The sequence below is a fragment of the Delftia sp. HK171 genome (assembly GCF_001886655.1).
GTDB classification, from domain to species: Bacteria; Pseudomonadota; Gammaproteobacteria; order Burkholderiales; family Burkholderiaceae_C; genus Comamonas; species Comamonas acidovorans.
The window spans coordinates 5690702-5705050 of sequence record NZ_CP018101.1; the positions used below are offsets into that span (position 1 = coordinate 5690702).

Annotated in this window: 10 protein-coding genes and 1 pseudogene; 2 read left to right on the forward strand and 9 right to left on the reverse strand. The window is 67.0% G+C overall.

Annotation, left to right across the window (positions count from 1 at the left end; translation table 11 throughout):
- Window positions 1-45 precede the first annotated feature (45 nt).
- A complete protein-coding gene (locus BO996_RS25440) occupies window positions 46-948 on the forward strand; it encodes a DMT family transporter (RefSeq protein WP_071956689.1) in 903 nt (300 codons plus the stop codon).
- Here the strand turns inward: BO996_RS25440 and BO996_RS30090 are convergent.
- The 9 genes and pseudogenes from BO996_RS30090 to BO996_RS25485 form a co-directional block, all read right to left on the reverse strand.
- A pseudogene (locus tag BO996_RS30090) lies at window positions 923-3672 on the reverse strand (bifunctional diguanylate cyclase/phosphodiesterase). The gene BO996_RS25440 and the pseudogene BO996_RS30090 sit on opposite strands and share 26 nt — an antisense overlap.
- 186 nt (window positions 3673-3858) lie before the next feature.
- Entirely contained in the window at window positions 3859-4656 is a 798-nt protein-coding gene (locus BO996_RS25450) for an SDR family oxidoreductase (RefSeq protein ID WP_013800893.1), read from the reverse strand.
- A 157-nt stretch (window positions 4657-4813) separates the two neighbouring features.
- Window positions 4814-6130, reverse strand: coding sequence for a DUF3422 family protein (locus BO996_RS25455; RefSeq protein WP_071956690.1), 1317 nt, complete (start codon window positions 6128-6130; stop codon window positions 4814-4816).
- Window positions 6131-6283: 153 nt separating this feature from the next.
- Window positions 6284-7795 (reverse strand): tripartite tricarboxylate transporter permease, encoded by a 1512-nt coding sequence (locus BO996_RS25460; protein ID WP_012207191.1) that lies wholly within the window; start codon window positions 7793-7795, stop codon window positions 6284-6286.
- Between the two features lie 15 nt (window positions 7796-7810).
- Window positions 7811-8299: a tripartite tricarboxylate transporter TctB family protein gene (locus BO996_RS25465; RefSeq protein WP_013800891.1), complete on the reverse strand. Its 489-nt coding sequence runs from the start codon at window positions 8297-8299 to the stop codon at window positions 7811-7813.
- Window positions 8300-8506: 207 nt separating this feature from the next.
- Window positions 8507-10309: a GspE/PulE family protein gene (locus BO996_RS25470; RefSeq protein ID WP_071956691.1), complete on the reverse strand. Its 1803-nt coding sequence runs from the start codon at window positions 10307-10309 to the stop codon at window positions 8507-8509.
- An 84-nt stretch (window positions 10310-10393) separates the two neighbouring features.
- Complete coding sequence (locus BO996_RS25475; protein WP_063328195.1) at window positions 10394-11203, reverse strand: hypothetical protein; 810 nt, start codon at window positions 11201-11203, stop codon at window positions 10394-10396.
- A 19-nt stretch (window positions 11204-11222) separates the two neighbouring features.
- Complete coding sequence (locus BO996_RS25480) at window positions 11223-11696, reverse strand: DNA-deoxyinosine glycosylase (RefSeq protein WP_442856935.1); 474 nt, start codon at window positions 11694-11696, stop codon at window positions 11223-11225.
- Between the two features lie 146 nt (window positions 11697-11842).
- Window positions 11843-12664 carry a TatD family hydrolase gene (locus tag BO996_RS25485; protein ID WP_013800887.1) on the reverse strand — a complete coding sequence of 274 codons (822 nt, stop codon included), beginning with the start codon at window positions 12662-12664 and terminating at the stop codon, window positions 11843-11845.
- A 214-nt stretch (window positions 12665-12878) separates the two neighbouring features.
- On the opposite strand from BO996_RS25485, the gene BO996_RS25490 reads away from it, so the two are divergent.
- Window positions 12879-14345 (forward strand): methyl-accepting chemotaxis protein, encoded by a 1467-nt coding sequence (locus BO996_RS25490; RefSeq protein WP_071956693.1) that lies wholly within the window; start codon window positions 12879-12881, stop codon window positions 14343-14345.
- The last annotated feature ends 4 nt before the right edge of the window (window positions 14346-14349 follow it).

Genomic DNA, 14349 nt, shown 5'->3' on the forward strand with positions numbered 1-14349 from the left:
GCGCGCAACGCCTATAGTGGCGAGCCCGAAAGCCGGATGATCCCGATGAGCCAGCCGCTGAAGCCTTCCACCGCCGCCATCCTGACGCTGCCGCCGCTGCTGTGGGCCGGCAATGCCATCGTGGGCCGCATGGTCCATGACCTGATCTCGCCCTTCGCGTTGAATTTCCTGCGCTGGGCCATTGCCTTCATGCTGCTGCTGCCGCTGGCGGGATGGGTGCTGCGCCGGGACAGCTCCGTCTGGCCGCAGTGGCGCCAGTTCGCGCTGCTGGGATTGCTGGGCATCGGCTGCTACAACGCCCTGCTGTACCTGGCGCTGAAAACATCGACGCCGCTGAACGCCACCCTGGTCGGCTCCAGCATGCCGGTGTGGATGCTGGCCGTGGGCCGCATCTGCTGGGGCATTGCCGTGAGCCGCCGCCAGTTGCTGGGGGCTGCGCTGTCGGTGCTGGGCGTCGCCGTAGTGCTGTCGCGCGGCGATCCGCAGGTGCTGCGCCAGCTGCAGCTGGTGCCGGGCGACCTGTTCATGGTGCTGGCCACGATCCTGTGGGCCTTCTATACGTGGCTGCTGTCCAGGACCAGCGTGTCAGGACAGCTGCGCGCGGACTGGTCGGGCTTTCTGCTGGCACAGATGGTCTTCGGCCTGATGTGGTCCGGCCTGTTCACGGGACTGGAGGCTGCATCGGGACGGTTTCACCTTCAGGCAGGGTGGCCGCTGCTGGGCGCCCTGCTGTTCATCGCCGTCGGACCGGCCATCCTGGCCTATCGCTTCTGGGGCCTGGGCGTGCAGCGCAGCAGCCCTGCGGTGGCGGGCTTCTTCGGCAATCTGATGCCCCTGTTCACCGCCCTGCTGTCCATTCCGCTGCTGGGCCAGACGCCGCAGCTGTACCACGGGCTGGCCTTCGCGCTCATCGTGGGCGGCATCATGGTGTCTTCGCGCCGGGCATAGACTTGGGCAGGCCATGCGCCACGGTGCGCACGGGCACCTTGGCCAGCAGCTGCTCGAACGCGCGTATGGGCACGGGCGGGCTGAACAGGTAGCCCTGGAAATACTCGCAGCCGTAATGCGCGAGCAGGGCGCGCTGCTCCAGGGTCTCCACGCCTTCGGCGATCACATCCAGGTTCAGGTTGCGCGCCATGCCGATGATGGTCTGCACGATCACGTCATCGGTATGGCGCAAGCCCAGGTGGCGCACGAAGGACTGGTCGATCTTGAGCTGGTTCAGCGGCAGCTGGGTGAGATAGGTCAGCGAGGAGTGACCGGTGCCGAAGTCATCCATGGAAAAGCACACGCCATGGCTGCGCAGCTGCTTCATCTTGTCGATGGACTCCTGCACGTTCTCGATCACCAGCGACTCGGTCAGCTCCAGCTTGAGCAGATGGGGCGCAATGCCGGCATTGCGCACCTGCTCGATGACCTGGGAGGCAAAGTCCTGGTGCCGGAACTGGCGGGCACTGACATTCACGGCCACCTGCAGATGGCGCAGCCGCGCATCCTTTTGCCAGATCGCCAGTTGCTCACAGGCCGTGCGGATCACCCACATGCCCAGCGGCACGATGATCTCGCTTTCCTCGGCCACGGCAATGAACATGCCGGGCGGCACCAGGCCGCGTTCGGGGTGGCGCCAGCGCAGCAGGGCTTCGGCACCTATGACCTCGCCGGCCAGCGTGAACTGGGGCTGGTAGTGCAGCTCGAACTGGGACTGCGCCAGGGCCTGGCGCAGGTCGCCTTCCATGCGCACGCGCTGGTGGATTTCCACCTGCATCTGCGGGTCGAAGAAGCACAGGCCGCTGCCGTTGCGCGCCTTGATCTGGTACATGGCGATATCGGCCTGCTTGAGCAGCTCGGCCGCCGACTGCGGCTGGCGGCCGAACAGCGTGGCGCCAATGCTGCAGGCGCTGCGGTGCAGGTGGGCGCCCAGCACATAGGACTGGTTGAGCCGCGCCAGGATCTTCTCGCCGATGCGCTGGGCCAGCGTGGCCGCCTCGGCAGGCTCGTGCGACAGCTCGCAGAGCATGACCACGAACTCATCCCCCCAAGGCGCGCCACCGTGTCCGAAGATCGCACGGCGCTGCGCAGGCGGTGCGCCACCTGCTGCAGCAGCTGGTCGCCCACTTCGTGGCCCAGCGTGTCGTTGAGCATCTTGAACTGGTCCAGGTCCAGGAACAGCAGCGCCCCGGTCCAGCCTTCGCGTGCGGCCAGCACCGTGGCCTGGGCCAGGCGGTCCAGCAGCAGGCGGCGATTGGGCAGGCTGGTCAGTGGATCGTAGAAGGCCAGGCTCTCGATCTCGGCCGTGGCCAGCCGGATATCGGTGACATCGTTGTAGGTGATGACCACGCCGTCCTCGGCGGCCAGCCGTGCCGTCATCTGGACAAAGCGGCCGCTGGGCAGTTGCTGCTCAAAGGGCACGCCAGGCCGCAGCACCAGTTGGCGGTGCAGGTCCTTGGCCTCGTCGGCCTGCGCCGGCGCCGCCGCCAGACCCACGGCGCTGGGGCAGGAATCGAGCAGCGATTGCAGGGGCCGCCCAGGCTCCAGCTGGTCCGCGTGCCAGGGGAACATTTCCTCGTAGCAGCGGTTCCAGCGCAGCACGCGCTGCTGCGAATCCAGCAGCAGAAAGCCGCTGACCATGCTGTCCAGCGCCTGGTCCAGCCACTGCTCGGACCGCTGGGCCTGGCGCCGCGCGGCATGCAGGCGGTCCATGTAGCGGTGCACGGTCCAGCCCAGCACGGCCAGCAGCACGCCGAAGATCATCACGGCCAGCACCATCAGCCAGGCAGCCACGCGCCAGCCGGCCAGCACGGAGGACATGGGCAGACTGGCCGTGACCCACAGATGTCCCTTGGGCAGCGGATGCGCAGCCACCAGGGCAGGCACGCGGCTCAGGCGTGCGGCCATGTGCATGACGCCGCTGGACGGCAGCTGCGACGTCGTCGGCAGCAGCCGCACAGCGGCGACATCGCCATACTGGGGCATGGACAGCAGCAGCTCGCCGCTGCCCTGCTCCAGCGTGACCTCCAGGCCGTCCAGCACGCCGCCCTGGGCCAGCACGGCGCCCAGCGCCGCAGCCGGCACCTGCATCAGCACATAGCCGCCCTGCTCCGCCCGGCTCAGGGGCCGCACAAGGTACAGCATGCGCTCGCCACCCGGCACCTGCGGCGCGACTGAGGGTGGACTTGCCAGCAATTCGGAGCGGCTTTGGCCCGCCAGGCGCTCCCAGGCCTGCGCAGGCAGGTCGATGACCGGGCCATCGCCCGAAGCGGCCAGTTCCCGGCCCTGGATATCGTGCACCGAGGCGCGCTGCGCCAGCGTGTTCTGCCGCACCATGGTGTGCAGCATTTCCTGCAGTTGCGGCTGCGATGCCGATGCGGGGTTGCGCGAACCCAGCAGTTCATCCACGCCCAGCGCCAGGGCATCCAGGGATTCCAGGCTGCGGCTGATGGCCGCCTCGGTGCCCAGCACAAAGCGCACCAGGCGCAGCGAAGCCTCTTCCTGCGCCGTGGTCCGCATGCCGCTGAGCAGCCAGACCATGGCGGCCGCCAGGGCCACCGTCAGCAGCACCAGCATCAGCGCCAGGGTATGGCGCATGCCCGCAGGGCTTGCGGCCGCTGCCGGGTCGGGCGCGCGGACGGGGTCGGCCGCCGCCCAGTCCGTCTGATGGGGCTGGCCCGTCATCTCCGGGCTCCCTGCATGGCGTTTGGAATGGGCAGGCTGCGGCAAGGCCGCTGGCCACGATGCAGGAACGGGACTGTCAAGGCTGCACCTGCCCATGGACCGCTCGGCACTGCGCAGCCATGCAAGGGACCATTTCCCGGGCCTTGCCGGCCCTGGACCCGTTCATGGAGGCAGTGCACGGGCGCATCAGAAGGTTCCTGCGTACAGGCCGCCGTCGGGCAGGATGTTCTGACCCGTCATGTAGCCCGCGTGCGCGCTGCACAGGAAGGCGCAGATGGCACCGAATTCATCGGGCGTGCCGAAGCGGCGGGCCGGCACCTGGGATTGCTGCACCAGGCGCACATCGTCCAGGCTCTTGCCGCTCTTGTTGGCGGCGGCCGTGAAGGTGGTGCGCAGGCGATCGGTGTCGAACTTGCCGGGCAGCAGGTTGTTGATGGTCACGCCCTTGGCCGCGATGCCACTGCGCGCCAGGCCCGCCACAAAGCCCGTGAGGCCGCTGCGCGCGCCATTGGACAGGCCCAGGATGTCGATGGGCGCCTTCACGGCGCTGGAGGTGATGTTGACGATGCGGCCGAATCCGCGCGCCGCCATGCCGTCCACCGTGGCCTTGATCAGCTCGATGGGCGTGAGCATGTTGGCGTCCACGGCCTTGAGCCAGGCCGCGCGGTCCCAGTCGCGGAAATCACCGGGCGGCGGGCCGCCGGCATTGGTGACGACGATGTCGAAATCCACGCCCGGGCCGCCGGCTGCCGACAGCACGGCGGCGCGGCCTTCCTCGGTGGTAATGTCGGCCGCCACGGCCAGCACCTTCACCTGCGGCGCCAGTGCTGCGAGGCTGGCCGCAGCCTCCTGCAGGGCCTCGGGATTGCGCGCATTGATCACCAGGTTCACGCCCTCTTGTGCCAGCGCCTTGGCACAGCCAAAGCCCAGTCCCTTGCTGGCGCCACATACCAGGGCCCACTTGCCCGCGATTCCCAGATCCATGTCTCACTCCTGAACAAAAAAAACCTTGCTCGATCCTTGCAGAACGGCAGCGCACATTGTGCGCGAGGCTTCGATGCTTTCACGCCAAACGTGTGAAAACGCGAAAACGCCGGTGCAGGGGAACACAGGCGCATGGACGGGGCTGCGGGAGCTCCCTTCAGTGCGTGCCGGACCCGTGCTGGCCACGGAACAATCTGTGGTGCAGCCTGCGCAGCGACCACCATACGCCCAGTGCCACCACGGGAATGGCGACGGCGGCCGTGCTCTCCGGCGACCAGGGCCAGCCCAGCGTCTTGGCGCCCTTGGCCAGATAGCTGATCAGGCCCGTGAAGTAGTAGGTGATGGCGGCCACGGACAGGCCTTCCACCGTGGACTGCAACTTCAACTGCATGTCCTGGCGCTGGTTCATGGCGCCCAGCAACTGCTGGCTGCTTTGCTGCTGCTCGATCTCCACCCGCGTGCGCAGCAGGCTGCTGACGCGCGAGACGCGCTCGGACAGCGCGTTCTGCCGCCGCGCTGCCCATTCGCAGGTGCTGCGCGCCGGCGTCAGGCGCCGGTCCATGAACTCGCGGATGGTCTGTATGCCGTCGATGCGCGATTCCTGGATGTCCTGAATGCGCTTGTCCACCAGTTCGAAATAGGCCGCGCTGGCGGAAAAGCGCGAATGCGTGGTGGCGTACTCGCTCTCCACCTGCCCGGCCAGGCGTGTCAGCCGGTCCAGCAGTGCCGGCTCGGCATCGCGGTCGGCAAGACGGATGGAATGGGCCAGGGCCGCAAGATCGCGCTCGGCCGTGGCCAGTACGGCAGCGGCCTGGCGGGCTGCCGGCAGGCCCAGCAGGGCCGCCATGCGGTAGGTCTCGATCTCCAGCAGCCGCTGCACCAGCCGCCCCAGGCGGCGTGGCGACAATGACTCGCCGGCCAGCAGCAGCATGCGCGAGAAGCCATCGGCATGGATGGCGAAGTCGGTGTAGACCTTGCCCGCATCGCCAGCCACGCGCGCACCCACCAGCGTGTCTTCCTGCAGCAGGTGGCGCACCAGATGCGGCTCATTGATTGCCTGCTCCCGCAAGGCCCACAGGTGCAGGCCGCTCAGGCACTGGCCGGGCAAGGCCGCCAGCCAGTCGCGCGGCACGTAGTCGATGGCGGCTTCGGGCTCGCGCACATCGTCCATGCCGGCCTGCGACATGGGCTTGCTGAAGGTCCAGCAGACGAACTCCGTGTGCAGTTCCCAGCGCAGGTGAAAGGCACCCAGGTCGATCAGCACATGGGTGGTCGCAGCATCGGGCGGCGGCAGGTGGTGGTTGCGCAGCAGGGTGGCCACATGGGCGCGGCTGGCCTCGCGCTGGGCCGCATCGGTGAGCATCACCACATGGGTGATGGCCAGCGGCGCCTGCATCTCCTCGGCGGGGCGGGCGTGGATCTCGTTGTGCAGCAGCACGCGCTGCGGGTGCTGGGATGACAGTAGTGGGGACATCGTGACCTCGAAAGACTGCGCGCTATTGTGCAGTCACGGGCGCGTCGGCTCCCAGGCATCCGGGATCAACAGCTTTCCACCGGCATCGCTTGTTGACCAAAAAAAAACGGCCCCGAAGGGCCGTCAAGCAACATGGTTGCAACGCTGAGGCGATCAATCCTCTACGAATGCTTCTTCGCGCTTGTTCTTCACTGCAGGCATCAGCACCACCACCAGCAGCACCACGGCGGCGAGCAGCAGGCCGGCCGAGATCGGACGGGTCACGAACACGCTCCAGTCGCCACGCGACAGCAGCAGCGCCCGGCGCAGGTTCTCTTCCATCATCGGGCCCAGGATGAAGCCCAGCAGCAAGGGAGCCGGCTCGGTGCCCAGCTTGTGGAACACATAGCCCACGAAGCCGAAGATACCCACCATCCACACGTCCCAGGTGTTGTTGTTGGTACCGTACACGCCGATCGCGCAGAACAGCACGATGGACGGGAACAGCCAGCGGTAAGGCACGGTCAGCAGCTTGATCCAGATGCCGATCAGCGGCAGGTTCAGCACGATCAGCATCAGGTTGCCGATCCACATCGAGGCGATCAGGCCCCAGAACAGCTCGGGGTTGCTGGTCATCACCTGCGGGCCCGGCTGGATGTTGTGGATGGTCATCGCGCCCACCATCAGCGCCATCACGGCGTTGGGCGGAATGCCCAGCGTCAGCAGCGGGATGAAGGAGGTCTGCGAACCGGCGTTGTTGGCCGACTCGGGAGCGCACACGCCACGGATGTTGCCTTGACCGAAGGGGACTTCGCCCGGCTTGAGCTTGGTCTTCTTCTCGATCGTGTAGGCAGCAAAGGCCGACAGCATGGCACCGCCACCGGGCAGGATACCCAGGGCAGAACCCAGGGCCGTGCCGCGCAGCATGGCCGGAATCATGTGCTTGAAGTCTTCCTTCGTGGGCATCAGGCCCGTCACCTTGGCGGCGAACACTTCGCGCTCGTCTTCAGGCTTGGACAGGTTGGCAATGATTTCGCCGTAGCCGAACACACCCATGGCGATCACGACGAAGTCGATGCCGTCGGTCAGCTCGGGAATGTCGAAGCTGTAGCGGGCAACGCCGGAGTTCACGTCGGTGCCGACCATGCCCAGCAGCAGGCCCAGCACGATCATGGCAATGGCCTTGAGCAGCGAGCCCGAAGCCAGCACCACGGCGCCGATCAGGCCCAGGGTCATCAGGGAGAAGTACTCGGCAGGGCCGAACTTGAAGGCGACTTCCGTCAGCGGAGGCGCGAAGGCGGCCAGGATCACGGTGCCCACGCAACCTGCGAAGAACGAGCCTATGCCTGCGGCAGCGAGAGCGGGTCCCGCTCGCCCCTTTCTTGCCATCTGGTAGCCGTCGATCACGGTCACCACGGACGAGGATTCACCAGGCAGGTTCACCAAAATGGCGGTGGTCGAGCCACCGTACTGCGCACCGTAGTAGATACCGGCCAGCATGATCAGCGCCGCCACCGGAGGCAGGGCGTAGGTTGCTGGCAGCAGCATGGCGATCGTTGCCACGGGGCCGATGCCTGGAAGCACGCCGATGAGCGTACCGAGCAGACAGCCGACGAAGCAGTAGATCAGGTTCTGGAAAGTGAAGGCGACGCCGAAGCCGGTCGCCAGGTTCTGAAAAAGTTCCACGGACGATGCTCCTGCTTAACCGGTGATGAAGCTGGGCCAGACGGGGAACTGAAGATTCAGTGCCCACACGAAGGCCACATAGCTGCCCACAGCAAGGACGGTGGACAGAATTGCCACTTCCTTGAACTTGAAGCTATGACCGCCCAGGCTGGCGATGAACACCAGCGCGTAGATGGCGACGATCAGACCGAACTGGGGAATGCCCAGATTGGGAACGCCGACCAGCAGTACGCCGAACGCGAAGTTCGCAGCCAGGACGAAGAACACTTGCTTCCACGCCCACTTGCCGATCTTGTCACCGCCCGAAGGACCCTTGGTCAGGCCGGTGAAGCAGATGGCCGTGCCCAGAATGGACATCAGCACACCCAGGATCAGCGGGAAGTAGCCCGGGCCCATGCGGGCACCGGTGCCGACGGTGTAGTTGGTAGCGCCGATCGCAAAAGCGAGGCCGATAACCAAAAACATCACGCCCGAAAAAAAGTCTTTCTGACTCTTGATTTTCACGAGAATGTCTCCTTACGGAATCACGACCCGGCGATTTTGCGTTCAGAAAAACTGTGTCTGGATGTGGATTCCACCTACAAAGGGCATACCCTCATGTCCTACCCGCATGAATGAAAAAGGGTGCCAGCAGGGGGCACCCGATCCATCCGTGGCAAAGGCCTGCGCCAGAGCAGGCACTCACGCTCCAACCCACCAATCGCCTGCCCATCATCCCAGCAAGGGCGTGCTGGCCATGACCTCGTCCAGCGTGGTCACGCCTTCGGCCACGCGCAGGGCACCTGCCAGGCGCAGCGGGCGCATGCCATCCTGCACGGCCTGGCGGCGCAGCGCATCCATGGAAGGCGAGGTGTGGACCTGCTGCTTGAGCGCCTCGCTCACGGTCAGCAGCTCATACAGCCCCATGCGCCCGCGAAAGCCCGTCATGCGGCACTCCACGCAGCCCACGGGCTTGTAGGGCTGGTAGCTGCCTGACAGTTTCCAGGGCCGCACGGCCTCGGCCAGCGTGGCGGCCGAGGTCTCCTCGTCGCGCTGCTTGCACTGCGGGCACAGCGTGCGCACCAGGCGCTGGGCCAGCACACCGAGCAGCGTGGCATTGATCAGGTAGGGCGGCACGCCCAGCTCCATCAGCCGGCTCACGGCGCTGGGCGCATCGTTGGTGTGCAGCGTGGAGAACACCAGGTGGCCGGTCAGCGCGGCCTGCACGGCCATTTCGGCGGTGGCCAGGTCGCGGATTTCGCCCACCATGATGATGTCCGGGTCCTGGCGCATCAGCGAGCGCAGTCCCTCGGTGAAGCCGAAGTCCAGCTGAGGCTGCACCTGGGTCTGGTTGAAGCTGGGCTCGATCATTTCGATCGGGTCTTCCACGGTGCTGACATTGACCGCCTCCGTGGCCACGCGCTTGAGCGTGGAGTACAGCGTGGTGGTCTTGCCCGAGCCCGTGGGCCCGGTCACGAGGATGATGCCGTGCGGGCGGCGCACCAGCTCGCTCCAGCGCTGGGCGTCATGGCTGGTGAAGCCCAGTGCATCCAGGTCCTTGACCGTGTTGTCGGGATCGAAGATCCGCATCACCAGCTTCTCGCCAAAGGCCGTGGGCAGCGTGGACAGGCGCATTTCCACCTCGTCACCGCGCGGGTTGCGGGTCTTGATACGGCCATCCTGCGGGCGGCGCTTTTCCACCACGTCCATGCGCCCCAGCAGCTTCACGCGCGAGACCATGGCATTGAGCACGCCCATGGGCACCTGGTAGACCGGGTGGAGCACGCCGTCGATGCGAAAACGGATCACGCCCTGCTCGCGCCGGGGCTCCATGTGGATGTCGCTGGCGCGCTGGTCGAAGGCGTATTGCCACAGCCAGTCCACCACGCGCACCACGCCCTGGTCGTTGGCGTCGAGCTGCTTGCTGCTGTTGCCCAGCTCCACCAGCTGCTCGAAGCTGGCCGCGCTGGCGGCGCCGCCCGCCTTCTCGGCTGCGCGCACCGATTTGGCCAGCGCAAAGAATTCGCCCGTGTAGCGCTTGAGGTCCAGCGGACTGGCCAGCACGCGGCGCACCTTGCGGCGCGCCTGGCGCTCGACCTCGGCCACCCAGTCGTCGATGAAGGGCTCGGCCGTGGCCACCACCACTTCCTGCGGCGATACCTGCACGGGCAGCACCTTGTGGCGCTCGGCATAGCTGGCGCTCATGATTTCGCCGACGCGGCCCGCATCCACGCGCAGCGGGTCGATGCGCAGGTAGGCCATGCCGCTGCGGGCTGCCAGGTACTGGGTCAGCTCCTCGATGTCCAGCGCGCGCCCGTCACCGGCGCGGGCCACGCCCACGTTGGCCAGCCGGACCAGCGGGTGCTGGGTGCTCTCGGCCTGCGAGCAGCGCGCCACGGTGCGCTGGGCCTCTTCGGCCGTGATCACGCCATCGGCCAGCAGCCACTGCACCAGCCTGCGCCAGTCCAGGGGCCCCGAAGGATTGCTTGGAACAACGGCGGGTTTGGGCTGCGTGGTGGAGGTCGGATCGGACATGGCGTTGGGCCGGAAGCTGAACTGCGCCCTATGGTAAGCCTGCCGGCCGTCCTGCCCGGCAAGCCCCGCTCTACCAGCCCCGCTCTACCAGGGCCGCACGAAGATCTTGGGCCAGCGCGTCGTGGGCAGGTCCCAGCGGGCCTGCACCTGGGCGCTGGCAGCCTGCAGCGCGGCGGGATCGAGCGCGCGCGGCGTGCGCTGGGCCAGCACCACGGTGTTGCCCTCGCGCGTGGGGCGGAAGGCCCACATGGCCTCTTCGCCAAAGGCTTCGGCCATGCGCGCCAGGCTGCGCTCGTAGCTGGAGGTGCGGCCGAACAGGTTGACGGTCATGATGCCGTCCTCTGTCAGCAGATTGCGGCAGTCGGCATAGAACTCGGCGCTGTCCAGCACGGGCGCGGCCGCATCGTGGTCATAGAGATCAACGGCCAGCGCATCGACCGTGCCCAGCCACTGGCTCTTGCGGATTTCCTGGGCCGCATCGGCCAGCACCACGCGCAGCGTGTCGCTGTCGGGCGGCAGCTTGAACCAGCTGCGGCACACGGCCAGCACCTGTGGGTTCAGCTCGATGGCCGTGGTGCGCATGCGCAGCTTCTTGTGGCAGAACTTGGTGATGGCCGCGGCGCCCAGGCCCAGCTGCATGGCATGGCGGCCGGCCACGCTGGCAGGCTCCATGAACAGCAGCCAGCCCATCATGCGCTGCACGTATTCGAGCTCGATCTCGAACGGCTCGCGTATGCGCATGGAGCCCTGGATCCAGGGCGTGCCCAGGTGCAGGTGGCGCACATCGCCATCGTCGGAGACGCTGACTTCGGGCAGCTCGATGTCTGCGGCGTTGGTGGCGCTGGAGGAAGAGGATGGGGCTGCCTTGGCGGCGCCGCGGGTCTTGCGTATCACGTCGGGAACAGTCAAAAAATCAGAGCAATTGATGGGCAGCCAGCGCCTCGCGCCAGGCCTGGACCTTGCGCGCGAAACTCCAGCTCGCGTTGGCCGGGCTGGTCGATGGCAGCTTCACGGCGGCCAGGCCCAGGGCCTGCGTGCGGCCGGCATGCTTGTAGCTCTCGCCACCGTTGTGCAGGGCCAGCGCCAGTCGGGGGCAATGCGTGCGCAGCGCCACGAAATCATTCACCTCGGCCGCGCGGATGGCGCTGTCCAGGCTGCCTTCGCGCTCGCAGCTGGCATACACGTCCCACAGGCCCAGGCCGCGGGCCAGCAGCCATTCGCAGCGGCCCGCATAGTCGTCGCGGCCGGGCTGCGGATGCCCGGGCCACAGGGCCTGGAGCAAGGGCCAGAACTGGTTTTGCGGATGGGCATAGTACTGCTGCAATTGCAGCGATCGCAGGCCCGGAAAGCTGCCCAGCACCAGGGCCCGGGTCCGCGCATCGGCCACCGGCGCCAGGCCCTGCCAGCGCGGGGCGCCGGGGGCGGCAGGTCGGGAACGGTCAAGGACATGGCCGGCATTGTCGCCCAGCGGTCGCCGGGCTGCTGGCAGCGGGCGGCAAGACCGCTCAGGTTCAGGTTCCGCTCAAGCCTGGTTCAGGCCATGGCGGGCAGGCCTCGCAGCGCGGCACGCGCGTTGCGGCCCGTGGCCTCGGCCAGGGCCTGGGGCGTGATGCCGCGCAACTGCGCAATCACGTCCGCAATGCGTGCCAGCTCGGCCGGCGTGTTGCGGCCCTGGGCCTGGCCCTGGGCACGCTGCCCGGCCGTGGTGTAGAGCCAGTGCGGCGGAATGTCGGGGGCATCGGTTTCCAGCACCAGCGCATCCAGCGGCAGGGCGGCTGCCAGCTCGCGCAGCTTGAGCGCCCGGTCATAGGTCACGGCCCCGCCAAAGCCCAGCTTGAAGCCCAGGTCGATGAAGGCCTGGGCCTGCTGCACGCTGCCGTTGAAGGCATGGGCAATGCCGCCCGCCACAGGCCGCGCGCGCAGGGTCTTGAGCAGCCGGTCGCTGGATTTGCGCACATGCAGGATGACGGGCAGGTCGAACTCGCGCGCCAGCGCGATCTGCTGCTCGTAGAACCAGATCTGCCGGTCTGCATCCAGCCCGGGCACGAAGAAGTCCAGGCCGATCTCGCCCACGGCCACCAGTTGCGCATCGCCGCGCAACCGCGCCAGCGTCTCGCGCAATGCGGCAATGTCCTGCTCGCGGGCATTGGGCGTGTACAGCGGATGGATGCCCAGCGCATAGCTGTCGCCATGGCGCCGCGCCAGCGCCACCACCGTGTCCCAGTGCTCGCGCGCCACGGCCGGTATCACCAGATGTGCAACGCCTGTCTCGGCCGCCTGCGCGCGCACGGCATCGCGGTCGGCATCGAATTCAGGGGCATCGAGATGGCAATGGGTGTCTATCCAGGCGGGCATGGCCGCATCATGCCACCGGCCTGCACCCGGCCCGCCAGAGGCAGGCAATGCGAAAACCAAGGGCAAACCCTGGGCTTATTGCGAGCTGGCTCCGTTTGACAAAATCAATACCCGAAACACTTGGCGGTCCATATAAATACATAAAGAAACATTTACACCCCCGCGTCGAGCTCTCGCAACACCGGCAGGCATTCTTTGGAGAGAGGAATTTCCCATGAAGCGCTCAGCATGGAGTCGGATCCTGGACCTGGGTGGCGCACGCCGCCAGGCGGAACTGGATGGGCAGTTGGCAGCCATCCACAAGTCCCAGGCCGTGATCGAGTTCGATCTGCAAGGCCATGTGCTGGCCGCCAACCAGAACTTCCTGGACACCATGGGCTATGAGGAAGGCGAGGTCATCGGCCAGCACCACCGCATGTTCGTGGACCACCAGATGAGCGAGTCGCCCGAGTACGCCGCGTTCTGGCAGCGCCTGAGCAGCGGCATCCACGACGCGGGACGCTACCGCCGCATTGCCAAGGACGGGCGCGATGTCTGGCTGCAGGCCAGCTACAACCCCATCTTCGATCGCCATGGCAGGCCCTTCAAGGTGGTGAAGTACGCCACCGACATCACCGAGCAGCAGCGCCGCAACGCCGACGCCGAAGGCCAGCTGGCCGCCATCTCCAAGGTGCAGGCCATCATCGAGTTCGACCTGCAGGGCAACATCCTGCATGCCAACCGCCTGTTCCTGCAGGCCATGGGCTACACGCTGGATGAGGTCACGGGGCGGCACCACAGCATGTTCGTCCAGCCCCATGAACGCCACAGCCCAGAATACGCGCAGTTCTGGCGCAAGCTGGCCAGCGGCCAGCACGATGCGGGCCAGTACCTGCGCATCGGCAAGCACGGCCGCCAAGTCTGGATCGAGGCCAGCTACAACCCCATCCTCGATGCCGATGGCCGCCCGTTCAAGGTGGTCAAGTACGCCCGCGATATCACGCGCCGCTTCACGGCCGCGCAGACCCTGGGCGAGGCCATGCAGGGCCTGAGCGAAAGCGCCGAGCACGCAGGCCAGGCCAACGAACTGGCCCGCCAGGCCTGCCTGGTGGCCGAGCAGGGCGGACGCACGGTGCACGAGGTCATGGGCACCATGGAGTCCATCAGCGCCAGCTCGCGCAAGATCAGCGACATCATCGGCGTGATGGACGGCATCGCCTTCCAGACCAATATCCTCGCGCTCAACGCTGCCGTGGAGGCGGCCCGCGCAGGCGAGCAGGGCCGGGGCTTTGCCGTGGTGGCGGGCGAGGTACGGGCACTGGCACAGAACAGCGCCGCCGCCGCCAAGGAAATCAAGCAACTCATCCACACCTCGGTGGAGCAGGTGGCACTGGGCGCCAATCAGGTGCGCCAGGCCGGCGGCACCATGCAGGAAATCGTGGATTCCTCTCACCAGGTCACGGCCATCATGGGCGACGTGGTGCAGGCGTCCATGGCCCAGTCGGCACGCCTGCGCGAGGTGACGGCCGACCTGACGGCGCAGAGCGCGGCCGTCGCGGATGCATCCAGGGAACAGGTGCAGCGCAAGCCGCTGCCGGCATCCATCATTCCCGCTGCGCCGCAGATCAAGTCGGCCCCGGCAGCGGCCGTGCTTCCCGCAGGCGCCCAGCGCCTGCCGGGCACCTTGCTGCGCATGGCCTGAGTCC